22 protein-coding genes are annotated in these 23,465 nt (G+C 54.9%); 16 read left to right on the top strand and 6 right to left on the bottom strand.

The window, feature by feature from the left end; genetic code table 11:
• Positions 1 to 58: 58 nt before the first annotated feature.
• A complete protein-coding gene (locus CSC3H3_RS12500) occupies positions 59 to 907 on the bottom strand; it encodes an oxidoreductase (RefSeq protein ID WP_101285023.1) in 849 nt (282 codons plus the stop codon).
• A gap of 139 nt (positions 908 to 1,046) precedes the next feature.
• On the opposite strand from CSC3H3_RS12500, the gene CSC3H3_RS12495 reads away from it, so the two are divergent.
• The 3 genes from CSC3H3_RS12495 to CSC3H3_RS12485 all read left to right on the top strand — a co-directional run bounded on the left by CSC3H3_RS12495 (position 1,047) and on the right by CSC3H3_RS12485 (position 4,122).
• Positions 1,047 to 1,949 carry a LysR family transcriptional regulator gene (locus CSC3H3_RS12495; RefSeq protein WP_101285022.1) on the top strand — a complete coding sequence of 301 codons (903 nt, stop codon included), beginning with the start codon at positions 1,047 to 1,049 and terminating at the stop codon, positions 1,947 to 1,949.
• A 329-nt stretch (positions 1,950 to 2,278) separates the two neighbouring features.
• Positions 2,279 to 2,746, top strand: a complete 468-nt coding sequence (locus CSC3H3_RS12490) for an RrF2 family transcriptional regulator (protein ID WP_101286225.1) — start codon at positions 2,279 to 2,281, stop codon at positions 2,744 to 2,746.
• 170 nt (positions 2,747 to 2,916) lie between these two features.
• Positions 2,917 to 4,122 carry a methyl-accepting chemotaxis protein gene (locus tag CSC3H3_RS12485; protein WP_172963422.1) on the top strand — a complete coding sequence of 402 codons (1,206 nt, stop codon included), beginning with the start codon at positions 2,917 to 2,919 and terminating at the stop codon, positions 4,120 to 4,122.
• Between the two features lie 173 nt (positions 4,123 to 4,295).
• Here CSC3H3_RS12485 and CSC3H3_RS12480 read toward each other — a convergent pair whose 3' ends face one another.
• Positions 4,296 to 5,636 carry an MFS transporter gene (locus tag CSC3H3_RS12480; protein ID WP_101264603.1) on the bottom strand — a complete coding sequence of 447 codons (1,341 nt, stop codon included), beginning with the start codon at positions 5,634 to 5,636 and terminating at the stop codon, positions 4,296 to 4,298.
• Positions 5,637 to 6,029: 393 nt separating this feature from the next.
• Here CSC3H3_RS12480 and cyoA point away from each other — a divergent pair, with 393 nt between their 5' ends.
• From cyoA to CSC3H3_RS12410, 13 genes are all read left to right on the top strand, one after another.
• Positions 6,030 to 7,142: a ubiquinol oxidase subunit II gene (cyoA, locus tag CSC3H3_RS12475; protein ID WP_101285020.1), complete on the top strand. Its 1,113-nt coding sequence runs from the start codon at positions 6,030 to 6,032 to the stop codon at positions 7,140 to 7,142.
• 75 nt (positions 7,143 to 7,217) lie between these two features.
• Entirely contained in the window at positions 7,218 to 9,221 is a 2,004-nt protein-coding gene (cyoB, locus tag CSC3H3_RS12470; protein WP_101264601.1) for a cytochrome o ubiquinol oxidase subunit I, read from the top strand.
• Between the two features lie 28 nt (positions 9,222 to 9,249).
• Positions 9,250 to 9,855, top strand: coding sequence for a cytochrome o ubiquinol oxidase subunit III (gene cyoC, locus CSC3H3_RS12465; RefSeq protein WP_425444962.1), 606 nt, complete (start codon positions 9,250 to 9,252; stop codon positions 9,853 to 9,855).
• A complete protein-coding gene (gene cyoD, locus CSC3H3_RS12460) occupies positions 9,852 to 10,250 on the top strand; it encodes a cytochrome o ubiquinol oxidase subunit IV (protein WP_101264599.1) in 399 nt (132 codons plus the stop codon). The genes cyoC and cyoD overlap by 4 nt, the downstream gene beginning before the upstream one ends.
• Positions 10,251 to 10,347: 97 nt before the next feature.
• A complete protein-coding gene (locus tag CSC3H3_RS12455) occupies positions 10,348 to 11,112 on the top strand; it encodes an SURF1 family protein (RefSeq protein ID WP_101285018.1) in 765 nt (254 codons plus the stop codon).
• A 238-nt stretch (positions 11,113 to 11,350) separates the two neighbouring features.
• Complete coding sequence (locus tag CSC3H3_RS12445; protein ID WP_245881106.1) at positions 11,351 to 11,827, top strand: MaoC family dehydratase; 477 nt, start codon at positions 11,351 to 11,353, stop codon at positions 11,825 to 11,827.
• On the top strand, positions 11,827 to 12,477 hold the full coding sequence (locus CSC3H3_RS12440; protein WP_101285016.1) for a TetR/AcrR family transcriptional regulator: 651 nt from the start codon (positions 11,827 to 11,829) through the stop codon (positions 12,475 to 12,477). Before CSC3H3_RS12445 ends, CSC3H3_RS12440 begins: the two co-directional genes overlap by 1 nt.
• Before the next feature lie 164 nt (positions 12,478 to 12,641).
• A complete protein-coding gene (locus tag CSC3H3_RS12435; protein ID WP_101285015.1) occupies positions 12,642 to 13,634 on the top strand; it encodes an Ldh family oxidoreductase in 993 nt (330 codons plus the stop codon).
• A 281-nt stretch (positions 13,635 to 13,915) separates the two neighbouring features.
• Entirely contained in the window at positions 13,916 to 14,860 is a 945-nt protein-coding gene (locus CSC3H3_RS12430; protein ID WP_245881105.1) for a 2-dehydro-3-deoxygalactonokinase, read from the top strand.
• A 43-nt stretch (positions 14,861 to 14,903) separates the two neighbouring features.
• Positions 14,904 to 15,521, top strand: a complete 618-nt coding sequence (locus CSC3H3_RS12425) for a 2-dehydro-3-deoxy-6-phosphogalactonate aldolase (protein WP_101285014.1) — start codon at positions 14,904 to 14,906, stop codon at positions 15,519 to 15,521.
• A gap of 73 nt (positions 15,522 to 15,594) precedes the next feature.
• Positions 15,595 to 16,377 carry an SDR family NAD(P)-dependent oxidoreductase gene (locus tag CSC3H3_RS12420; RefSeq protein ID WP_101264593.1) on the top strand — a complete coding sequence of 261 codons (783 nt, stop codon included), beginning with the start codon at positions 15,595 to 15,597 and terminating at the stop codon, positions 16,375 to 16,377.
• 8 nt (positions 16,378 to 16,385) lie between these two features.
• Entirely contained in the window at positions 16,386 to 16,646 is a 261-nt protein-coding gene (locus tag CSC3H3_RS12415; RefSeq protein WP_101285013.1) for a GIY-YIG nuclease family protein, read from the top strand.
• A gap of 76 nt (positions 16,647 to 16,722) precedes the next feature.
• A complete protein-coding gene (locus CSC3H3_RS12410; protein ID WP_101285012.1) occupies positions 16,723 to 17,070 on the top strand; it encodes a hypothetical protein in 348 nt (115 codons plus the stop codon).
• A 158-nt stretch (positions 17,071 to 17,228) separates the two neighbouring features.
• Here CSC3H3_RS12410 and CSC3H3_RS12405 read toward each other — a convergent pair whose 3' ends face one another.
• The 4 genes from CSC3H3_RS12405 to CSC3H3_RS12390 all read right to left on the bottom strand — a co-directional run bounded on the left by CSC3H3_RS12405 (position 17,229) and on the right by CSC3H3_RS12390 (position 23,363).
• Complete coding sequence (locus CSC3H3_RS12405) at positions 17,229 to 19,178, bottom strand: sensor histidine kinase (RefSeq protein WP_101285011.1); 1,950 nt, start codon at positions 19,176 to 19,178, stop codon at positions 17,229 to 17,231.
• Positions 19,175 to 20,284, bottom strand: coding sequence for an ABC transporter substrate-binding protein (locus CSC3H3_RS12400; RefSeq protein ID WP_101285010.1), 1,110 nt, complete (start codon positions 20,282 to 20,284; stop codon positions 19,175 to 19,177). The genes CSC3H3_RS12405 and CSC3H3_RS12400 overlap by 4 nt, the downstream gene beginning before the upstream one ends.
• Positions 20,285 to 20,301: 17 nt before the next feature.
• A complete protein-coding gene (locus CSC3H3_RS12395; RefSeq protein WP_101285009.1) occupies positions 20,302 to 22,566 on the bottom strand; it encodes a two-component system response regulator in 2,265 nt (754 codons plus the stop codon).
• A gap of 161 nt (positions 22,567 to 22,727) precedes the next feature.
• The gene (locus tag CSC3H3_RS12390; RefSeq protein WP_101285008.1) at positions 22,728 to 23,363 is read right to left on the bottom strand and encodes a CDP-alcohol phosphatidyltransferase family protein; all 636 of its coding nucleotides are present in this window, start codon (positions 23,361 to 23,363) and stop codon (positions 22,728 to 22,730) included.
• Positions 23,364 to 23,465 lie beyond the last annotated feature (102 nt).

The following is a 23,465-nucleotide window of genomic DNA, read 5'->3' as shown; positions in this document are numbered from 1 at the left end:
AATACGCCCTGCCATTTATCTGGCAGGGCTTTAGGGGATCAGTCAGCGTTGTTGGAAATCAGGCTGCATCAAAGCTGGTGCTGGTGGTGACATCTTCCCATTTGCTGATTTCATCGCCCAGATTGGTCAGTTTGGTGCGGACAAGACCCAGCGCATCGCTGCCAAGCAGCAGGTGAACCGGTGGTTCGGGCTGGTTGATGATATGTAAAAGGGCCTGTGCCGCCTTGGCCGGATCACCGGCCTGCTGGCCGCTTTTCTGGTTGCGGGCATCGCGAATGGGGTCAAACAGGCTGTCATAATCGGTGATGCTGCGATCCGTGCGCACCATGGAACGGCCTGCCCAGTCCGTGCGGAAGGACCCCGGTGCAATGGCGGTAACATGAATGCCCAGATGGGCAACTTCGCTGGCAAGCGTTTCGGAAATGCCTTCAAGTGCGAATTTCGACCCGCAATAATAGGAAATTCCCGGCATGGTGATGAAACCACCCATTGATGTGATGTTGATGATATGCCCGGACCGGCGCAGGCGCATGGTGGGCAATACCGCCTTGATCATGGCAACCGCGCCAAAAACATTGGCGTTAAATTGCGCGATCAGTTCATCAAGCGGGCTTTCTTCCAGAATGCCTTCATGGCCGTAACCGGCATTATTCACCAGCACATCAATCGGGCCGATATCGGATTGCACCTTGTCAATCGCGGGGCCGATATCATCAAATTTGGTGACATCAAGCAGGATGGCATGGGCATTTTCGCCCATATCGGCAAATGCCTGTTGGGCGGTTTCGTTGCGCACGGTGCCAATCACAATGTGGCCGTCCTGCAGGGCAGCCGTGGCAAATGCCTTGCCAAAACCAGAGCTGACACCAGTAATCAGGAACGTTTTTTTGGGGGAAGCGTTCGTCATTTGCGATCCTTTCAGGTTGCCAAATGTTGGCGCGGGACAATGTTGCCCGCGCCAATCGGGAATGGCCGCAGACTAGTGAAAAGCAATTGTTTGGTGTATGGTGTAATATTGAAAAAGACTATTTGGATTTTTTGGCATAATGCGTGGAAGTGAATTTTCCGATATGCGGGCCTTTGTCGCCATTGTCGAGGAAGGCAATTTCTCGCGTGCGGCTGCGCGGCTGCGTATTTCCCCCTCAACCCTGAGCCAGACGATCCGCCAGTTCGAGGAACGCATTGGTGCGCAATTGCTTATTCGCACCACGCGCAGCATGTCAGTGACCGAGGCGGGACAGCGCCTGTTTGACCGTTTTCGTCCGGCCCTTTCGGAAATGGAAGCCGCCCTTGGCGAAGTGCGCAAATTGCAGGGTGCGGTTTCGGGTACGGTGCGCATGGTGTTGCCACGCCTTGCCCTGGCATCGTTGATCGAACCGCATATGGGGGCTTTTGCCCAAGCCTTCCCGGATATTCACCTGGAATTGGGAATTAACGATGCCGTGATCGACATTGTTGGCGACGGGTTTGATATTGGCATCACACTGGGCGAGCTTTTGGAAAAGGATATGATCGCGGTGAAGATGGGGCCGGATTTACGCCAGCTTGCCGTGGCATCGCCTGATTACCTTGCCCGGTGCGGTACGCCGCAAAGCCCGGCGGATTTGCTGACGCATAATTGCATTAACTGGCGTAAACCGGGCAGTAACAAGATTTATAACTGGGAATTTTTTGATGACGGGCGCTGGTTTAACGTGGCCGTCAATGGCACGCTGACGGTATCGCATCGTGATACCGCCCTGCAGGCCGCCGCACAGGGGGCCGGCATTGCCTTTGCCTATTGGTCATCACAATGGATGCAGCCCCTGATCGATGCAGGCAAACTTGTGCCGCTGCTGGAGGATTATTCACCGGATTTCCCTGGCTGGTATCTGTATTACGCCCGGCAACATCAAACCCCCGCAGCCGTGCGTGCCGTGATCGATTTTTTCCGGGCGGCCAATAAGTAGCGGTCACTGGTTTCATATGGGGCGCTGGCAGTTTGGTGCCGGTTGCTGTTGATGGGGTTGGTCTTGTATCCCGCAGCCGTCAATATCAGCTGATGGCATATATATAAGTGTCCGATTTTGCCAAAGTGGGTGTTTTGAGTGTGATTTGGCCAACATGTTTGGCGCAGGGCGACCTATAGCGGCGGTGCCAAATAAACCTGCGCGATGGAAATATGGCGCCGAATGCATATTTCGGATATTTTCAGGGTGGGACGTTAAACGGGCGGCATAAAATTGCCCGCATAAATAACATATCGCCGGAACAAGGCGGTGGAATTGAAAGTGTGACAATGCGGTTGACGGTTTTTAGCGACTATACCCTGCGGACATTGCTGTATCTGGCGTTGCGGACGGATGGCCTGGTGACCATTGATGAAATTGCCAAGGCCTATGGCATTTCGCGCAATCATTTGATGAAGGTCGTTCATAACCTGGCCCGTACCGGCATTGTCAAAACCGTGCGGGGCAAGGGTGGTGGCATGACGCTGGCCCGTTCCCCGGAGGAAATCAATATTGGGGCCGTTGTGCGCGAAACCGAAAAAGACAGCCATGTTGTGGAATGCTTTGACCCGGAACGGGCCGGTTGCTGCCAGATCGACACCGCCTGTAGCCTGAAGGGCGCCCTTTACAAAGCCCGCGAGGCATTTTTTGGCGTGCTTGACGATTACACCCTGGATGACCTGCTTGGCCCCCGCCAGAGAATGGCCGAAATGCTGGGAATTGGCATGGACGAGCCATTGGGCACCCCGGCACTTTAACTGTTTTTGTTGCTGTTAAACGGCAAAACCCTGCAGCCCTGTGTGGTTGTTCAGGGCAGCCATGCAATTTAACCTTTAACATGTATTTAATATATATGTTATTGAAGCTTCATTCCGGCCATGATGAAGATCGCCGGAAAGTCGATTTAACCATAGCGGGGAGGCTTGGGATGAACATGCATGCGTTGCTGGGACAAAAAAGCGATGGGAATAGCCCTGCGCAAATCAGTTCCGTTATGACATCGGAAGCCTCCATCACCGATTTGCAGGCCTTTCGCGACGGGCAGGGCAATGTGCCGCGGCAGATTGACGCGCGGGTGGAAATGCCGGGTGTCAAAGACGGACGGTCTAGCAACAACGGCATTGGTGATGACAGCCACACGCCGGAAACGGAAGAACGTTTGCGCGCCCGCATTGCCGAGCTGGAACAGGAACGCGACTTGTACCGCGTGGTGTTTCGCAATCTTGATGGGTTTGGGCATTCGCTGGTGTCGGTGCGGGAATCCTTTGCTGAACTGTCGTCCCTGTTGATTGACCATAGCCGCGCAAATATTGATTCCCGCCGCGAAAGCGAAGCCAGCCAGGCCGGGTTAAAAGACATGGTTGCTGATATTGCCGCGATCAGCGCAAAGGTCGGCCAGGCATCTCACCGGATTTCGGAACTGAATGGGGATGCCAACCGCATTGGCAGCATTCTGTCACTGATTGACAATGTATCGCGCCAAACACGCCTGCTGGCCTTTAACGCCAGTATCGAAGCTGCCCGCGCAGGCGAGGTTGGCGCGGGCTTTGCCGTGGTGGCGACGGAAGTGCGCACCCTGGCTGGTGAAGCGGCCAGTGCTACCAGCGATATTGGTGCCCTTGTTCGCCAGATCAAAAAGACAGCCGGCACCACTGACGAAGACATGCAGGATAATTCGCGTGCGGCCAACCATTTAAAGGACGAAGCCAGCCAGCTTTTGGTGCGAACGGGGCGTGTTGTGGAAATTTCCGAACAATCGGCCAGTGCCCTGACCACGGCAGCAATGCTAAGCGAGATTGAGCTGGCCAATCTGGAAGAGCTGGAATTGAAGCTGGAGGTTTATCGCGTGTTCATGGGCCTTTCGGCTGCGACCGAAGCCGATTTTCCGCCAGAAACCGATTGTCGCCTGGGGCAATGGTATTATGGTGCTGCCGGGCAGGCACAGTTTGCCAGCCTGCCGGATTTTGCCGCCATGGAAGAACCCCATCGCCGGGTGCATGAAAATGCCCGCGAGGCTGTGCGTCAGTACCGCGCAGGTAACAATGCCGAAGCCCTGAAAGCATTGGGGGCGATGGAAGCCAGCAACCATGATGTGATGATGCGCCTGCGCCGCATGATCCGCACGCGGATATAAGCCGGGCAGGGGATTGCCGGTTTTGCGCCGGTAATGTTGGGGCATGGGCGTACGGGAGCGCGGTGTTTCTGCCCATGACCGAACGTGAAAGGGCCGCATTGATTTGATGCGGCCCTTTCATATAAGGATATATAAAGTGTGCGTTATCTGGCGGGGCCAGGCAGCAGCAAACCCTAGTCCGCCTGGGTTTCGACCATCTGCTTGTTGAAATACAGCGCGACCAGCGTGCAGATCGCACCGGAAAGCAGATAGGCGCCAACCATGATCAGACCGAAACGGTCACACAGGAACAGGGCGACCAGCGGTGCAAAGCCCGCACCAATCAGCCATGCCAGATCCGATGTGACAGCGGAGCCGGTATAACGGTATTGCTGGCGGAAATTCGATGCCAGCGCCCCGGCCGCCTGACCAAATGACAGGCCAAGCACGGCAAAGCCACCCAGAACAATGATATCTTCACCAACGGCCCCGGCCTGATAGAGGAAGGGGGCGATAAAGCTGCCGACACCAATGATGATGGCGGAAATGCCCAGCAGGTTCCGGCGACCAATGCGGTCCGCAATGATGCCGGACGCCGCAATGGTGCCCATGCCGATAAACGCCCCCAGAAGCTGGATCAAAAGGAATCGGCCAACGGAATGGTCGGTATAAAGGCTGACCCAGCTAAGCGGGAAGACGGTGACAAGGTGGAACAGGGCATAACTTGCCAGCGGCAGGAAGGCCCCGGTCAGAATAGTGCGGCCATGAACCTTGAAGGTGTCGGAAATCCGCACCGCCTGAAGTTCGTTTTTATCAAGCAGAGAGCCAAATTCGGTTGTTGCGACCAGACGTAGGCGCGCAAACAGGGCGACAACGTTAATGGCGAAGGCGACAAAGAAGGCATAACGCCAGCCCCAATCAATGAAATCGGCATCGCTAAGCGTGATCAGGAAATAGGCGAACAGGGCTGCAGCCAGAATAAAGCCAAGCGGTGCGCCCAGTTGCGGCATCATCGCATACCAGCCTTTGCGGTTTTCAGGCGCGTTAAGTGCCAGCAGGGATGCCAGTCCGTCCCATGCGCCGCCAAGGGCAAGACCCTGGGCAAAACGGAACGCGCACAGCAGATAAATGCCGAGCACCCCGGCGCTTTCAAAACTGGGGATAAAGGCGATGGCAACAGTGGAGCCACCCAGCAGGAACATTGCAACCGTGAGTTTCGCGCCGCGGCCATGTTTGCGGTCGATCGCCATAAAAAGAAGTGACCCGGCAGGACGGGCGATGAAGGCGAGCGAAAAAATGGCGAAGGAATAAAGGGTTGCCGTCACCGGATCGTATGCCGGGAACAGAAGGCGGGGAAATACAATTACTGCTGCAATGCAATATGTGAAAAAGTCGAAAAACTCCGACGTACGACCAATAACAACACCCAATGCGATCTTGCCCGGGTCGACCTGGGTGCGTGTGGAAAGCTGCCTGACGTCCCTTTCAAGTTGTGAAGAGGAAGCCGCTGCGTAAGACTGACTGGGATAATTCATGTACCCCTCCCTTTTGTTTTATGACCTTTATGGTTGGGTCAAAGCCAGATTTGGAATTGGTCTTAAAACAACTATGAGCCTGTAAATCATTGGTGTCAAATCGCCTCTTGATTGGGAATGTGACTTATGACGCACAGGCATGGCAAATGTGGCGGAAAAGCTGGGGTGTCGGGGTTGACAAAATCACCAGCCGGATGTAGCAATCCCGGCACTGGTTTGAATTTTTCCAGCTTAATTTTCGTCAAATATGACGGTGATTTGCCGTTGTGTTTTTGAAACTGAATCCGGGAACGACAGGCAATAGACGTGATTGGTGCTTTCGGGGCGCAATGCGGTTGTTGCTGTTTTGTTTGCAAATGGTCTCGTCCTGAGACTGATCAAAAGATCAAGCGTATGTCATTAAAACTTTCACGCGGCCTGCTGATTGCACCTCTGATGCTTCTGATGACTGGATGCAATCTGGTTGTGATGCAGCCTTCGGGTGACGTTGCAATGCAGCAACGCGACCTGATCCTTATCTCCACTGTTCTGATGCTGCTCATCATTATTCCGGTGATGGCACTGACAGTATTTTTCGCATGGAAATACCGTCAATCCAACAAAGACGCCGAGTATGATCCCGAATGGCATCACTCGACGAAGCTGGAGGTTGTCATTTGGTCGGCCCCGCTGCTGATCATTATCGCACTGGGGGCGCTGACGTGGGTAAGCACGCACAAGCTTGATCCGTATCGCCCGCTTGACCGTATTGATGCAGAACGCCAGATCGCGGCTGATGTAAAGCCGCTGACGGTTGAAGTTGTGTCGCTGAACTGGAAATGGCTGTTCATCTATCCTGAACAGGGTATTGCCACGGTCAACGAACTTGCTGCTCCGGTTGATGTTCCGATCAATTTCAAGATCACTTCAGACTCGATCATGAACTCGTTCTACATTCCCGCACTTGCAGGCCAGATCTATTCGATGGCCGGGATGGAGACCAAACTTCATGCCGTGATCAATAAGGAAGGTGTCTATAAGGGCTTTTCCGCGAACTATAGCGGCGAAGGCTTTACCGACATGCACTTCAAATTCCATGGCATGAACCAGGCTGATTTCGATCAGTGGGTTGCCAAGGTCAAATCTGACGGTGCAACGACCCTTGGTCGCGGTGAATATCTGGATCTGGCAAAGCCGAGCACGGCAAACCCGGTTGGATATTACAACAGTGTCGATCCTAAACTTTATCATGCCATCCTGAACCGTTGTGTCGAAGAGGGCGCAATGTGCATGGACGAAATGATGATGCTTGACCATATGCGTAATAAAAATGGCGGCGAAGCCCACGGTGAACATGCCGGGCTCTATCCTTTCCCGGATGGATCGGAAGTTGGCATCTGTTCGGTTGAGGGTTATTCCCCGGCATCTGCATCCGAAAAGGAAAAGTCGGCTGGGCTGGAACCGGCTGCTGATCTGTCGACTGGTGAATTGGCACCGGCTGGCGGTTCTTCGGCTGCGAAGCTCTGATCGAAACGCGATCCCGATTTATCGGACCTTGGCGGCTGTGCATGACACAGCCGCACTGAAAAGAAGAGTAAACCGATGTCTTCAAACACGGATCTGTTAAAGTTGATCTTTGGTCGGCTTTCCCTTGATTCAATTCCGTATCACGAGCCCATCCTGATCGCGACCTTCCTTGGTGTTGCGATCGGTGGTCTCGTCGTTTTGGGTGGTATCACCTATTTCGGCAAATGGGGTTACCTGTGGCGCGAATGGGTTACGTCTGTCGATCATAAAAAGATCGGTGTGATGTATATGATCCTGGGTGTCATCATGCTGCTGCGCGGCTTTGCCGATGCGCTGATGATGCGTGCTCAGCAGGCCATTGCCTTTGGTGGCAATGAAGGTTTCCTGCCGCCGCACCACTATGACCAGATCTTCACCGCACACGGTGTGATCATGATCTTCTTCGTCGCCATGCCGTTCGTCACCGGTCTGATGAACTTTGTGGTGCCGCTCCAGATTGGCGCGCGTGACGTTTCATTCCCGTATCTGAACAATTTCAGCTTCTGGATGACGACTGCCGGTGCCGTTGTGATCATGATTTCGCTGTTTATCGGCGAATTTGCCCGTACCGGCTGGCTGGCTTATCCGCCGGTTTCGGACATTATTCACAGTCCCGGTGTTGGTGTTGACTATTATATATGGGGCCTGCAGATTGCGGGTCTGGGGACGTTGCTGTCCGGCGTGAACCTGATTGCGACCATCGTCAAGATGCGCGCGCCGGGCATGTCGATGATGAAAATGCCGGTCTTCACCTGGACCGCACTTTGCACCAACGTTCTGATCGTTGCCTCCTTCCCAGTTCTGACCGCCGTTCTGGTTCTTCTTACGCTTGACCGTTATGTCGGCACCCATTTCTTTACCAATGATATGGGCGGCAACGTGATGATGTATGTGAACCTGATCTGGATCTGGGGTCACCCCGAGGTTTACATCCTTATCCTTCCCTGCTTTGGCATTTTCTCCGAAATCGTGTCGACCTTCTGTGGCAAGCGCCTGTTTGGCTACAGCTCGATGGTCTATGCGACCGTGGTGATCACCATCCTGTCCTATCTGGTCTGGCTGCATCACTTCTTCACCATGGGTTCGGGTGCCAGTGTGAACGCCTTCTTTGGTATCACCACCATGATCATTTCCATCCCGACGGGTGCGAAAATGTTCAACTGGCTGTTTACCATGTATAAAGGCCGCATCCGCTTTGAAGTCCCGATGCTCTGGACGGTCGGTTTCATGCTGACCTTCGTGATCGGCGGGATGACAGGTGTTCTTCTTGCTGTGCCGCCGGCAGACTTCGTGCTCCATAACAGCCTGTTCCTGATTGCGCACTTCCATAACGTGATCATCGGTGGCGTTGTGTTTGGTGTGTTCGCCGGGATCAATTTCTGGTTCCCCAAGGCATTCGGCTTCAAGCTTGATGCGTTCTGGGGCAAGATGTCCTTCTGGTTCTGGTTTGTCGGTTTCTATTTCGCCTTCATGCCGCTTTATGTTCTGGGCCTGATGGGCGTTACCCGCCGTCTGAACCACTTTGACGATCCGTCGCTTCATATCTGGTTCATCATTGCTGCCTTTGGTGCGGTGCTGATCGCGGTTGGTATCGGTTCGTTCCTGATGCAGCTTTTTGTCAGCATCAAGAATCGCGACAAGCTGCGTGATGAAACCGGCGATCCCTGGGATGCACGTACGCTGGAATGGTCGACCTCGTCGCCGCCGCCGGAATATAACTTTGCGTTTACGCCGGTTGTCTATGACCACGATGCGTGGTTCGACATGAAGCAGCGCGGGTTTGTCCGTCCGACCGAAGGGTTCAAGTCCATTCACATGCCCAAAGGTACCGGTACCGGTGCGATCCTTGCTGGCCTGGCGATTGTCTTTGGCTTTGCAATGATCTGGTACATCTGGTGGCTTGCTCTTGTCGCTTTCGTTGCGATGATCGCTGTGGCCATCGGGCATTCGTTCAACTATGACCGCGACTTCTATATTCCGGAAGAGCAGGTCGTGAAGACCGAAGAAGCACGGACCCGGCTTCTGGCAAAAAAGGCGTGAGAACTCGATAATGGCTACGCAAACTGCCGTGAATAATACGGAGACCCCGGTCTTCCTCGTCAAGGAAGAGCCGCACGCACCAAGCAGCACCATGCTTGGCTTCTGGATCTATCTGATGAGCGACTGCCTCATCTTTGCGGTCCTTTTTGCAACGCATGGTGTTCTTGGCCGCAATTATGCTGGTGGCCCCGGCCCGCAGGACCTGTTTGATCTGCCGCTCGTGGCAATCAACACCTCGATGCTGCTGTTTTCATCCATTACCTATGGCTTTGCCATGCTGGCGATGGAAAAGAACAAGCTGCAGGGGACCCTGGTCTGGCTGGCAATTACCGGTCTGTTCGGTGCCGCGTTCGTTGGTCTTGAACTTTACGAATTCGCCCATCTGATCGCCGAAGGTGCCGGCCCGCAGCGCAGTGGCTTCCTGACCTCGTTCTTTACGCTGGTCGGAACCCACGGTCTGCACGTCACCTGCGGTATCATCTGGCTGATCACGCTGATGATCCAGGTTGCCAAATATGGCCTGGGTGAAGCCAACAAGCGCCGCCTGATGTGCCTCAGCCTGTTCTGGCACTTCCTGGATGTGATCTGGATTGGCGTGTTTTCCTTTGTCTATCTGATGGGAGTTCTGGGATGACCTCGCACGCGACTGACCATTCCCACGGGCATGATCATGACCACGGTCATGGTGATGGCGCCGCCCACGGTTCCTTCAAGGGATATATGACCGGCTTTATCCTGTCGGTTATCCTGACCGCCATTCCGTTCTGGCTGGTGATGGCTGATGTGCTTTCAAGCGCAACAGCAACCGCCATTGCCGTGATGGGCCTGGCAGTGATTCAGATCGTGGTTCACATGATCTATTTCCTGCACATGAATGCAAAATCGGAAGGCGGCTGGAACATGCTGGCGCTGATTTTCACCATCGTGGTTGTTGCCATTGCGATCAGCGGTTCGCTGTGGGTTATGTTCCATCTTAATACGAACATGATGCCGCAGATGCCCGAAAGCATGATGAAAACCATGCCCTGACCGGCAGAGTTTTGTGATGAAAGGCGCGGCGGGGGAACCTGGCGCGCCTTTTTTCTGTCTATGATGATTTTCCGGCTCTTTCCTGAAAGCAAGTTTGATGACGCAGCCCGTTTCCCCCGATAGCGCCAGCACGGCGCAGCCGCGATCAAAAACCACGCGGATCATTGTTGCCATCCTCGCCGTGATCCTGTTTTGCGGCTTTGTTGCCCTTGGCATCTGGCAGGTCGAACGGCGCGCCTGGAAGCTTGATCTGATCGAGAAGGTGACTACCCGTGTCAGCGCCCCGGTGCAGCCCGCCCCGCATATGGCCGACTGGGCGGCTGTTAGCCGCGACCGCGATGAATACCGCCATGTCAGTGTGCGCGGCACATTGCTGAATGACAACGAAACGCTGGTTTATACCTCGACCGATTATGGTGCGGGTTACTGGGTGATGACGCCGCTTCTGCGCGAGGATTCGGGTAATATCATCATGATCAATCGGGGTTTTGTCCCGACCGATCACAAGGATGCCAGCACCCGTAGCGCTGGCCAGCCTGATGGCATCGTAACCATCAATGGCCTGATGCGCATGGATGAACCCGGTGGCACCGCGCTCCGCGATAATGTGCCGGGCGATGATCGCTGGTATTCGCGCGATGTGAAAGCAATGGCGGCCCATGATGGCCTGGATACGGGCAAGGTCGCCCCGTTTTTTATTGATGCGGACGGGCAAAAAAATGACGGTGGTTTACCCTTGGGCGGGCTGACGCAGATCCGTTTTCATAACAGCCACCTGATTTATGCGATCACCTGGTTCTCGCTGGCTTTGATGGTGGCGGCAGGGGCGTGGTTTGCCCTGCGCGGCCGCAAGCAGGACTGATTTCAGGCATCATAAGTCATTCTTTTTTGGCGGCGTTGGCGCCAAAGCTGAAACCGGACTTAAGGCGGGGTTCATCATGGCCCCGCCTTTTGTTTTGTCGGGTCATGAAGCATTACAGTTGTGCACGGCGCAACCCGCGATCAGACGTGCAATTGGGTCGGTTTCCTGTTATAAAATGATGATCATCATGAATAATGCCGTGCATTATGGGTACGGTATTTTGTGAAAGGAGCCAATTTTGCCCGATAGCACACAGGATATCGCCCCGCTTTATATGGATGACCTTTTTGTTGGTCAGCGGTTCAAAAGCGGTACGCACAGCTTGGATGCGGCGCAGATCATGGTCTTTGCCCGCCAGTTTGACCCGCAATATTTTCACCTTGATGATGTGCAGGCAAAGACCAGCCTGTTTGGGGGGCTGGCGGCCAGTGGCTGGCATACGGCGGCGCTGACCATGCGCATGATTGTTGATTCCACGCCGTTTCCTGCCGGGGTGATTGGCACCAATGCCAATGTCAAATGGCCGATGCCAACCCGGCCGGGCGATGTTTTGCATGTTGAAAGCGAAATCATGTCCATCACCCCATCGCAATCGCGGCCGGACCGCGGGCGTCTGGTGATGAAAAGCCTGACTCTTAATGACCGTGGCGATGTGGTGCAGGAACTTGAAGCGACGATACTGGTATCGCGCAAACCACAAGGCGAGGTGGCCTGATGCGTGTCAGCCGGGAACAGGCAGCCGAAAACCGGTTGCGGATATTGCAGGTCGCATCGCAGCTTTTTCGTGAAAAGGGATTTGATGGCATTGGCGTTGTCGACATCATGAAAGCCGCCGGGCTGACCCATGGTGGCTTTTACGGGCATTTCAAATCCAAGCAGGATCTGGAAGAGGAATCATGCCGCCGCACCCTCGCCAATACGCGTGATCTTTGGCAAAAGCGGCTGGAAAAAGACCGCACCCACCCGATTGCCGGGCTGGTTGATGGTTATTTGACCGTACGCCATCGCGATGACCCGGGGCAGGGATGTGCTTTTGCCGCCCTTGCGCCGGATGCTGCCCGACAGGGGAATGGTGTGCGTGATGCCTTTTCCGACGGGTTAAAGCCCCTGATTGGCATGGTCGAACAGGCCATCGCCGGGGAAATGCCAGAGGTATCTGGTGTGGCTGAAGATGACGGGAGCAGTATTGAAAACCGTACCGAAAATAGCGTTGAAAAGAACGACCTTCATCAGGAAGCCCTTTCATTGATTTCCGAGATGGTAGGCGCGTTGCTGTTATCGCGGCTGGTGACGGATGATACCCTGTCGCAGGAATTTCTTGAGGCATCGAAGAACCACCTAAAAGAACGCAGCCAGCGGTTGTAAGCGCCTGATTTTGGAGGCTCTTGCCTGTGGAATTTATGGAATCAGGCTGGTGATGTGGGGCGGGAATGGATAAGGTGAAAGCGTTTTCACACATGCCTTGTTTCGGGGGGTAAACCCGGCGGGGTATGGTTTGTACGCTGCCCCAGACGCCAAGGTTTTCCCACATGCTTTTGACCCTGTCCGATGCCCGCCAACTGGTGATTGATACCCTTCTTCGTAACAATGTTTCGGCCGATAATGCGGCTTCTGTGGCAACCGCGCTGATCGCGGCAGAAGCATCGGGGCAGGGCGGGCATGGTTTTCGCCGGATAGAAGCCTATGCCACCCAGGCACGTAATGGCAAAGTTGACGGCCAGGTGAAACCGACCTTCACCCGCCCGGCACCGGGTATTCTGGCAATTGATGCGGCGCATGGCTATGCCTATCCCGCCATTGATATTGCCGTTGCCGAACTGCCGGAAATGGCCCGGACACAGGGCATTGCCATGGCGACCATTCGCCGGTCCCACCATGCCGGGGTGATGGGCCTGACGGTGGAACGTTTCGCCCAGCAGGGTTTGCTGGCCATTATGACGGCCAATGCCCCGGCTGCAATGGCCCCCTGGGGGGGGCTGCGCCCGATGTATGGCACCAACCCGCTGGCCTTTGCCGCACCGGTTTTGGGCAAGGACCCGATTGTGGTTGATATGGCGCTGTCCAAGGTGGCGCGCGGTAAAATCATGGCGGCCCGCCAGAAGGGGGCGGATATTCCCGAAGGCTGGGCACTGGACCGTAACGGCCAGCCGACGACAAATTCCAGCGAAGCCATGGAAGGCACCATGATCCCGACGGGGGATGCCAAGGGGGCGGCCCTGGCCTTGATGGTGGAAATACTGTCAGCCGGGCTGAGTGCAGCGCATTTCTCGCACGAGGCAACGTCGCTGTTTGATGACAAGGGCGCACCGCCCGCATTGGGCCATACCATTATTGTGATAGACCCGAGAAATACCGCGCCGGGCTTTGACCCGCTGGAGCGTATTCGTTATCTGGCAGAAGAAATTGCGCAGGACCCGAATGTACGCCTGCCGGGCCGGCGCGGGCAGGCAACACGCGCCAAGGCCGCCGCTGAGGGCATCGAAGTTGATGATGATGTAATTGCCCTGGTGAAAAGCCTGTAATTGTCTGGCGCGATGGCCAGTGGGGCAATTGGGGAAATCGGAACAATCGAGCCAATCGGGCTGGATTGCCCGGTGTGATGGCATCGCGCAGGGCACAAGCCAACGGAACCCTACTTTGCCAGTTATGGTCAAATGGGAGCGGTTTGATCAGGGGCAGTCGCCTTGCGGTATTTGCCCTGCAATCAGGAATGTATCCTAAATGCGGGATGTACAAGTGCCGCAATCAGGTTTAATTGTATGAGGAAATAAACAAGACCATCAAACATTTAGGGCAGGTACAAGTGTCAGCGTCGCATACAGAAATTTCATCGAAGATCGACTGGATCGCAGTTGACTGGGGTACATCCAATCTGCGCCTGTGGGCCATGGATGCGGATGGTGAAATTCTGGCGCGCGGCGAATCCGATCTTGGTCTGAACAAAATTACCGATGGTGGTTTTGAAGCCGTCCTTCATGGCCTGATTGCGGACTGGCTGCCAGATGGTATTACGCCGGGCCGGACCCTGCCGGTTGTGGTGTGTGGCATGGCCGGGGCACGGCAGGGCTGGTGCGAAGCCCCCTATGCCCGCCTGCCAGCACAGCCCGCAACACTGGCGGCAGGGGCGGTGAAACCGGCCCTGCAACAAGCCGGGCTGGATGTGCATATCCTGCCCGGTTTATGCCAGATCGACGATCCCGATGTAATGCGCGGCGAGGAAACCCAGCTTGTTGGTTTTATGGCGGCCCAGCCGGATTTTGCCGGATGGGTATGCCTGCCAGGCACGCACAGCAAATGGGCGCGCATTGCCAATGGCACCATTACCGGTTTTCGCACCTATATGAGCGGCGAAGTTTTTGGCGTATTATCGCAACAGTCGATATTGCGCCATTCCATGCAGGGCGCGGATGATGCCGCCGCGTTTGAAACCGCGATCCGCCATGTGGCAGACAAGCCGGGGGATTTTTTGCATTGTCTGTTTGGCATTCGTGCCGGTGGCCTGGTGTCGCCCGATGGGGGCAAGGCCGGGGCGGCAATGCTGTCGGGATATGTGATTGGCAGTGAAATTGCCGATATCGTTGCCCGGCTGGATAAGGGGGAAAGCATTGCCCTGATCGGGGATGGCAAACTGGCCGCCCGTTACCGGCAGGCGTTGCAGGTGCATGATTTTGATGCAGCAATTATTGATGCAGAAGCCGCGACCCTGGGCGGGTTGCGCCGGGCCCATGCCGTTTTAACCAACCAATAATTCGGCCCGCCAAGGAAACGTTCTGATCGGAAAGGATCATGTGATGTCACATCGTAATCTGATTGCCATTCTGCGCGGCGTTCATTCGTCCGAGGCTGGCGACATTGCCCGTGCATTGGTGGATGCCGGAATTACCCTGATCGAAATTCCGTTAAATTCACCGGACCCGTTCGAGGCGATCCCCGTAATGAAAAAGGCCGTTGGCGAGGTTGCCAAAATTGGTGCAGGCACGGTTTTGACCGTCGAGGATGTTGACCGCCTGAAGGAAATCAATGCCGAATTTGTCGTTTCGCCCAATTGCGACATTGATGTTATTGCGCATACCAAAAAATGCGGCATGGGGTCCTGGCCCGGTGTGATGACACCAACGGAATGTTTCGCTGCAATCAAGGCCGGGGCGGACGGATTGAAGATTTTCCCGGCAAGCCAGGTGGGGGCAAAGGGCATTGGCGCGATGCGCGCCGTTTTGCCCAAAAACCTGCCGGTTTTTGCCGTGGGCGGTGTCGAACCGATTGATTTCGAAGATTTCGCCAAGGCAGGCTGTAACGGTTTTGGCCTGGGATCGGGCATTTACAAACCGGGAATGAGTGCCGAAGAAGTCGGCCGCCGGGCGCTGGATTATGTTTATACCTATGATGCGGTTTATCGAGGTTGTCATTGATCTTTGACGCAGGATTGTCCGGCAGGCTATCTTTGCGCCATCGATAAAACCGACCAAGTCATGGGAGGATCCATTGGATCTGGGAATTAAGGGCCGCAAGGCCATTGTTTGTGCCTCGTCCAAGGGGCTGGGCCGCGGTTGTGCCATTAAACTGGCCGAAGCCGGCGTTGATTTGACGCTGAATGCCCGCAGCGAAGGCCCGCTGGAAGAAACAGCACAATATATTCGCGATACTTTTGGCGTGAATGTGCAGATTGTTGCCACCGATATCACCACCGAAGAAGGCCGCAACGCAGTTTTGGCTGCCTGCCCGGAGCCTGATATTCTGGTCAATAATGCCGGTGGTCCGCCCCCCGGTGTTTGGTCCGACTGGGGGCAGGATGAATGGCAGGCTGCCATTCAGTCGAATATGCTGACCCCGATTTTGCTGACGACGGCGGTGTTGCCGGGCATGATCGCGCGTAAGTGGGGCCGTATTGTCAATATTACGTCGGGTTCGGTCAAATCACCGATTCCGCAGCTTGGCCTGTCAAACGCGGCGCGCGCCGGGTTGACCGGTTTTGTCGCTGGTACGGCACGCCAGGTGGCCAAGGATGGCGTTGTGATCAACAACCTGCTGCCCGGCCAGCATGACACGGACCGTATCAGCGCGCTGATGGGCAACCGTGCCAAGGCGGAAAACATTTCGATGGACGAAGCCCGTACCCGTGCCCAGGCGGCCCTGCCGACCGGTAAATTTGGCGATCCGCTTAATTTCGGGGCGACCTGTGCCTTTATGTGCAGCGAATATGCCAGTTTCATGATCGGCCAGAACCTGCTGCTTGATGGTGGCGCGTTCAATTCGACAATGGGCTGATTGGCGTAATGGCCAGTTGGACCTTTGTGTATGTGTTGCGGGAAACCGGAAGCGGCAGCCCGCGCACCTATGTTGGATGGTCCACCGATGTTGAGGCCCGCCTTGCCGCCCATAACAGCGGCAAGGGGGCCAAATTTACCCGCGGGCGACAATGGGAAGTGGTTTACATGGAACGTTTTCGCACCTTCGGGCAGGCCATGAGCCGCGAATGGTATTTAAAGCGTGACCGCAAGCTCAGAAAACAGCTTGTCGCATCTGTTTCGCTGTAAAATCGGGCTTGATGCGGGGCGGCGTTTGCGGCTAATTCAGGCGATAAATCATTCACCCTTTGCCAAGGACACAGCAATGCCGGTACAAAAAGCCAACCCCAAAAAACTGAACGCCCTGCAGACACGCACCCTGGCGTTAGCACAGATTTTGGCCAAAGACCCGAATTCCGGCAGCATTGATGCGCAAAGCGGGGAAGCCACCATTACCCGCCTGCCGCACGGCCATGGCGACCATGTGCATGTGGGCGCATTTGTTGTTGCTGCCCGCGATGCCAGCGGTTTTAACAACCCGTCGGTTTGGGTGGCGCTGACCCGCAAGGGCCTGGTGCGCGAAGGTTACCCGGCATCCATCGTCCTGACCGCCGAAGGCCTGAATTACGATACCGGCCTTGCCGAACATTTTGTTGACCCGTCTGACCATTAATCAGACCCGGTTTGACATAGCCCGCCAGACATATCCCGTGCATTGGCATATGTGCTGATTGTGACGGAAGGTAGATAGATAAAACCCCGGTTGCCAGATGGCTGGCAGCCGGGGTTTTGTGTTGGATAGTCGCCATTTGGAAGGGCGCGAATGGATGATTACGCCTTGTTGGCATGGGCCGGGGCAACCAGCGGGCAGATAACCCGAAAACAGGTGCCCTGACCCGGTGTGCTGGTGGCACAAATTGTGCCGCCCAGCAGGGAACTGACAGCATTGGCCGTAATCGACAGGCCAAGCCCGGTGCCACCTGTGCCCATACGCGTGGTAAAAAACGGGTCAAAGATATGATCCAGCACATCCTGTTCCATACCCCGGCCATCATCGCGAATTTCAAGCAGGATGGCATCGTCGCGGTCGGGCGCAGGGGATGCGTGGATGGAAACGGTGCCAGGTGTGTCGGCATCAAAGGCGTGGATCAGGGCGTTATCAACCAGATTGGTAATGATCTGGCCGAATTCCCCGGGGAAGCTATCAAGGGTGATGTCGGCATCGACATGCTTTTGAATGCGGATGGGCCGGTTTTTAAGCGATGGTGTCAAAGTCAGGATGATTTCATCGATGACTTCGGCGATCGAAAATTTGCGCCGGTGAGATGATGTACGATCAACCGCAACCTGTTTGAAACTGCTGACCAGATCGCCCGCGCGCATGATGTTGCGTTCGATCATGGTAGTAAGGTTTTGCACCTGTGCGAGATAGTCATTGAGGTCGGATTTGCGCAGCCCCTGTTCAAGCAGGCGGGTGAATTCGGCATTCTGGTCGGAAAGCGTACTGACAGCCATGCGGCCATTGCCAAGCGGGGTGTTAAGTTCGTGGGCAATACCGGCAACCAGACGGCCCAGTGCGGCCATTTTTTCCGATTGCACCAGTTCATCCTGTGTCAGGTTAAGGGCCTGAACGGTTGATGACAGTTCGGAATTGATATGTTCAAGTTCGGCCGTACGTTCACGCACCCGCATTTCCAGCCCGTCATTTAAGCGGCCCAGTTCCTGCTGGCGGATGCGAACGGCGGTTGCCAGGCGGTCCAGGTCGGCCAGAAGGCGGTTGAATTCAAGCACCGCGCCCTTTTTGCGCGGCGGCAGGGTAACGCCGCGCGCGGTGCGTGATGCATGTTCGACAATGCCATTAAGCGGTGACACCATTGCGCGTGCCCAGAATGGCACCATGATCAGACCAATGATCAGCGAGCCACCAAAACAGGCAATCACAATTTCGATGAGGCTGGAAATTTCGGGGTTATGCCGGCCGGTCGATATCCGTGCGGTAAAATGCCAGCCCAGAATATTGGAGAATTTCGAGGCGATATCATATTCGATATCGTTGATCGTGACGTGACGCACGATAGATTGCTGATGGTCATTCTGGATCAGGGCGCTGACCTGGGGCAGAAAGGTTTGCTTCAGGCTTTCGGGGTCACTATCGGCGATGATTTCGCCATTGCTATCAAGCACGGAAAAACTGATCGACTGGCTGCTGGCAAAGCTGTGGTCCAGATTGATCTGGTTGCGAATGGATAGTTCGCCAATGATGACATCGCCATTATCGGAAATGCGCATAGCGACGGCCTCGGTCACGTGGCCGCTGACAACGGAAAGATAACGGTCGCTCCATACGGCGTCATTCGACAGGGAGGCTTCCTGAAACAGCATGTTTTGCGACAGATCCAGCCCTGCAAGTTCATACCAGCGGGTTTCGCTTTCGTCGCGGATATAGGCAGCAGCCAGTTCGCCGTTTTTATGGACCAGATAAAACGCATCAAACCGACCCTTGCTGGGATGAGAAATGGCATGCTGGATTTCATCATGCGGTAAATGCGACAGCGCATGCCCCACCAGGTCCAGGTCGGCTTCCAGAAAATTGAGAACCGTCTCAACCCGGTCGGAAATTTCCGAAACCGCCTTGGTGATCGATGCCTGGTGGGCATTGCTGATTTGCGGAATTTTGACCAGCAGAATGACACTGCCCACCACCAGAAAGGTGAAAAGCGATGTGGCAAACAACAGCAGGATCAGCCATGTCCGAAAACGATAGGGCCGGATGATTTTCATTGAACGACAAACTGGCCATTTCTGATGGTGAGATAATAGCTTTGACGCCCGGAATCCCCGTATTCGTTAAAGCTGAGCATCTGTTGCAAACCCTGTACATCGCGCAATTGCAACAGGGCGTCTTTTAGCGCGATATCGTCCTTTGCCTGTTTTTCCAGCCCGGCAATCAGCATGGTGACGGCATCGTGTGTCGCAACGCTGGTATAGCCCGGAATGGAATTGAACCGGGCCTTATAGGCATCAACAAACTTCAGGAAATGCGCGGACTGGTCGTTGCGGTTATAGGTTTGCAAAACTTCCAGCCCTTCGACAGCCGCCCCGCCCATGGCAATAAGCTGTTCGGATGCGGCCCATTCGGCAGCGGCAATGGGGTGTGTTGCGCCGCGTTTGCGGATTTGCAGGGAAAGCTGTGCACTGTCAAACCCGTTGGCAACCAGCAGGAAGGCATCGGCACCCGATGCCAGCAACTGCTCGGCAGGGTCGGAAAAGCCGCTTTCACCCTTTTGGTTAAAGGGGATGCGGGCAACGACTTCGCCGCCTAAATCAACATATTGGCGCTGGAATTCGTTGGCCCAGCTTTCGGTAAAGGTGGCATTCGCGTGGTCCAGTGCCAGTGCTACCTTTTTGCGACCCAGTTCAACCTGTTTGCGGGCATAGGCACCGGCATTTTCGCTGGTGGTGGAATTCATGCGAAACAAATGATCATCTTTTCCAGCCAGTTCCAGCGCGGAAACGGTGGGGGAAATGGTGATGATTTGGTGTTCGTTAATGCCCGGCAGCATGCCATAACCCACCGAACTGATGATGGGTCCTATAACCGCTGTGACACCCAGTTCGTGAAATTCATTCATCAACTGGCGGCCTACTTCGCCGCTTTTCTGGTCATCCCGAATGACCAGTTCAATCGGATGGCCATTGATGCCGCCTTTTTCATTTACTTCGTCAACGACCATCATCAGGGCGTTACGCGCGGCAAGCCCGGTATCGGCGCCGGCACCGGAAATACCGGCGACAAAGCCGATTTTCACCGGTTCGGGTTCGCCGCAACTGGCCAGCAACAGGGCCGCAGGCAAAATGAAGGTTTTGAAGCGGGAGAAATAGGTCATTGGCGTGCCTGAAGTAATTAAACGGGGTTAAAGTTTTTCAGCCATGTCATTAATTCGTCAGCCGGCATGGGCTTGCCATACAGGTAGCCCTGGGCGATGTCGCAGGACATTTCGCGCAGTTTTTGTGCCTGTTTTTCGGTTTCGATCCCCTCGGCCACAATCGCCATCCCCAGCCGGTGACCCAGCGGAATAATCAGTTCGGCGATGCGGCTGCTGTTTTGTTCGTCGTTATCAAGGGGTGTGACAAAGCAGCGATCAATTTTCAGTTTGTCGACGGGCAGGCGGTCCAGATAGGCGAGCGAGGAAAAGCCGGTACCGAAATCGTCAATTGCAATGGAAAAGCCCAGTTTGCGAATGCGCGATAGCAGAACTTCAAGGTCTTCGATGCCCAGATCACAGGCGCTTTCGGTGATTTCGATTTCAACCGCCTGGGGGGCAACAGGGGCCAGGGCGATCAGGCGTTCAAGGCTGTCAATGAAGTTGTCGGCCACCATCTGGACCTTGGAGACATTTATTGACACACGCATATCGGCAAAACCGGCAGCATGGATTTGGCCCAGCATTGCCATGGCTTCACGCAGGACCCAATCGCCAATCGGGCGGATCAGGCCGGAATATTCCGCCAGCGGGATGAAATCGCAGGGCGGCACCAGTTTGCCATCCTCGCGCCGCCAGCGCAGCAGGGCTTCCATGCCGCAAGGACGGCCGGTTTTAAAATCGATCAGGGGTTGGTAATGGCATTCAAACTGGTCACGTTCGATGGCCATTTGCAAATCACCCAGGCGCTGGGCACGGTCACGGGTGATGGCGGCCAGTTGCGGGTCATATTTGGTGACCTGGCCAAATCCGCTGGATTTGGCACGTTTTAACGCAATATAGGCCTGCTTCATGTAATCCAGCGCGGTTTGCCCATTGGCAACCAGGTCGGTCGAACCTGCCGCAACACGGATGGGCAGTTCAAAATGGTCGATTTTGAAGGGGGCGGTGAAAATGGCCGACATGGAAATTTGCGTCAGCATTTCACTGCGGCCAATCACGGCAAACAGGTCGGCTGCGATGCGGCCGACAATGCAGTCGGGCAGCACGGTTGAAAGGCGTTCACCAACCGAACATAACAGCCGATCACCATAGGAATGCCCCAGCACATCGTTGATTTCGGCAAATAACTGCAGGTCAATCAGGATCAGGGAATTGGGTTGGGGGTCCGGGTCATGCAGGACCGCATTCATGGCATCAAGGATTGCGGTGCGATTGGCAAGGTTGGTCAACTCGTCAACATAGGCGCGGCGTTTGAGCTTTTCGACCAACTGGATATTTTCGGCGCATAGCGTCAGATTGCCGCAGAAAACCTCCAGCAGGTGCTGGTCAAGGCTGCTGATGGGTTCGGGTGCACCGATATAGGCGGCAAGGGCGTAACCTTCACGCACATAAAGATACAGCACCACACAGCCGGGGCGGAAAATGGTTTCTTTGCGCATCATGCATTCGCGCAGGGCCGATGAAATTTCGCTGGCATGCAGTTCTTCCAGATCCATGCCGATCATGTCGCTATAGCGACCGGCGGCAGCGATGATCTGGATCTGGCCGTGGCTGGTGTCACTGGCATCGTCGATCAGGTCAAGATGTTCGCCTTCGCCAATGGCACAAACAAGCCCTTCCGGGCTTACATCCATTAACCCGGAAAGCTGGGTAATGACGCCTTCGGCAAAATTGCGCAGGCCACGACGCGACAGAAATTCGTTGCTCGATGCAATGATCTTTTCAAGGCCCGCACGGTTGGCATCAAGCTTTTGCATGCGCTCAAACGACCGCAATGCTGTTGTGATGGAGGTAAACAGCTTGTTGCGGGTCAGTTCGGTTTTTGTTTTGTAATCGTCAATGTCGTATTTGGTGATGGCATCCATTTCCGGTGCCTGGCCGGGTTGGCCGGTGCGCAGAATGATGCGGACATTGCGCATTTCCAGATCGTTGCGGATATGACCGACAAGGTTTAACCCGGCGTCGCTTGTTTCCATCACCACATCAAGCAGGATGATGGCGATATCCTGTTCGTGGGCAAGGATGCTGGCGGCTTCGGCTGCGCTATAGGCATGCAGAAGTTCTGCCGGGCGGCCCAGAAATGTCAGGTTATCGAGCGCCATTTCGGTGATTTCATGGACATCGGCATCATCGTCGACGATCAGAATTCGCCAGGCGGTGATAATGCCATGCGCCATTTTTCGCTGTGAAGGCGACGGCGTGCTTTCGTCATCTTCAAGAAAAACAAATTCGTCGTTACTCAAGGAAGGACGCCCTTCTGCTTAATGCCTGTGACCGGCGAAACACAATCTTCAAGACAATGATTTCCTATACAGATGTATTAGGTGTCGTGAATGTGTTACGTCAAGACCAGCAGGATGGATTTAAGCGAAGGTGAGGTTCAGTTCACAACCAGAACGAAAAATCAGCCGAAATCGCGGGTTGCCTGCAGGACCCGGCCAAAGGTCGTGATCAGGCACAGGGCGCCAAAAACAGCGGCAATTAGTTGAAAATATTGGGGAAAAATGCAGAAGGCCAACAGTACGGCAATGGTTTCGCTGCCTTCGGTAATGCCGGTTAAATAATAGAAACTTTTTTTGCCCTGTTTTTCATGATTATCGCCACGTTTGGCGGCGATAATGGCATAGGCGAGAAAACTGCTGCCGGTACCGACAAAACAGAAAATCAGAAAGGCGGCCATCAGGGCATCCTGCGGGCGGCCAATGGCAAAGGCCAGCACCATGCCCGAATAAAACAGAAAATCGGCAACGATATCGTAATAGCCGCCAATATCGCTTTCCTGAGTTTTGGCATTGGGGTGGCGGCTGCGCGGGGCGGCATGGCGGGCAATTGCCCCATCCATGCCATCGGCAAGGCGGCTTAGGATAATAAGCCCGGCGGCAATGTAATAAAGGTTGATGGCAAGGGCAAAGGCCGCCATCAGCCCCAGCAGAAAGCCAAAACCCGTAACCATGTTCGGTGTTATGCCACTGCCAGAAAGGCGCCGTGCCACTGCATTAAGCGGCGGATCAATAAGCGGGCGCAGGCGGGCATCAAACATTCGGGGCTCCGGCGATAAGGGTTTTGCGCTGTTATAGCGTGACTTTGCCCAAATTCATAATCACCAGAAGGTTATTCGGTCGCGCGCGATGTAAAAACGCCG

Source organism: Thalassospira marina, from assembly GCF_002844375.1.
GTDB lineage: Bacteria > Pseudomonadota > Alphaproteobacteria > Rhodospirillales > Thalassospiraceae > Thalassospira > Thalassospira marina.
This window is presented reverse-complemented; position numbering and strand designations above follow the sequence as displayed.

Bases quoted from the DNA above. Each gene is read 5' to 3' on its own strand.
- CSC3H3_RS12500 (WP_101285023.1), bottom strand. From the start codon at position 907: ATGACGAACGCTTCCCCCAAAAAAACGTTCCTGATTACTGGTGTCAGC.
- CSC3H3_RS12495 (WP_101285022.1), top strand. From the start codon at position 1,047: ATGCGTGGAAGTGAATTTTCCGATATGCGGGCCTTTGTCGCCATTGTC.
- CSC3H3_RS12490 (WP_101286225.1), top strand. From the start codon at position 2,279: ATGCGGTTGACGGTTTTTAGCGACTATACCCTGCGGACATTGCTGTAT.
- CSC3H3_RS12485 (WP_172963422.1), top strand. From the start codon at position 2,917: ATGAACATGCATGCGTTGCTGGGACAAAAAAGCGATGGGAATAGCCCT.
- CSC3H3_RS12480 (WP_101264603.1), bottom strand. From the start codon at position 5,636: ATGAATTATCCCAGTCAGTCTTACGCAGCGGCTTCCTCTTCACAACTT.
- cyoA (WP_101285020.1), top strand. From the start codon at position 6,030: ATGTCATTAAAACTTTCACGCGGCCTGCTGATTGCACCTCTGATGCTT.
- cyoB (WP_101264601.1), top strand. From the start codon at position 7,218: ATGTCTTCAAACACGGATCTGTTAAAGTTGATCTTTGGTCGGCTTTCC.
- cyoD (WP_101264599.1), top strand. From the start codon at position 9,852: ATGACCTCGCACGCGACTGACCATTCCCACGGGCATGATCATGACCAC.
- CSC3H3_RS12455 (WP_101285018.1), top strand. From the start codon at position 10,348: ATGACGCAGCCCGTTTCCCCCGATAGCGCCAGCACGGCGCAGCCGCGA.
- CSC3H3_RS12440 (WP_101285016.1), top strand. From the start codon at position 11,827: ATGCGTGTCAGCCGGGAACAGGCAGCCGAAAACCGGTTGCGGATATTG.
- CSC3H3_RS12435 (WP_101285015.1), top strand. From the start codon at position 12,642: ATGCTTTTGACCCTGTCCGATGCCCGCCAACTGGTGATTGATACCCTT.
- CSC3H3_RS12425 (WP_101285014.1), top strand. From the start codon at position 14,904: ATGTCACATCGTAATCTGATTGCCATTCTGCGCGGCGTTCATTCGTCC.
- CSC3H3_RS12415 (WP_101285013.1), top strand. From the start codon at position 16,386: ATGGCCAGTTGGACCTTTGTGTATGTGTTGCGGGAAACCGGAAGCGGC.
- CSC3H3_RS12410 (WP_101285012.1), top strand. From the start codon at position 16,723: ATGCCGGTACAAAAAGCCAACCCCAAAAAACTGAACGCCCTGCAGACA.
- CSC3H3_RS12405 (WP_101285011.1), bottom strand. From the start codon at position 19,178: ATGAAAATCATCCGGCCCTATCGTTTTCGGACATGGCTGATCCTGCTG.
- CSC3H3_RS12400 (WP_101285010.1), bottom strand. From the start codon at position 20,284: ATGACCTATTTCTCCCGCTTCAAAACCTTCATTTTGCCTGCGGCCCTG.
- CSC3H3_RS12390 (WP_101285008.1), bottom strand. From the start codon at position 23,363: ATGTTTGATGCCCGCCTGCGCCCGCTTATTGATCCGCCGCTTAATGCA.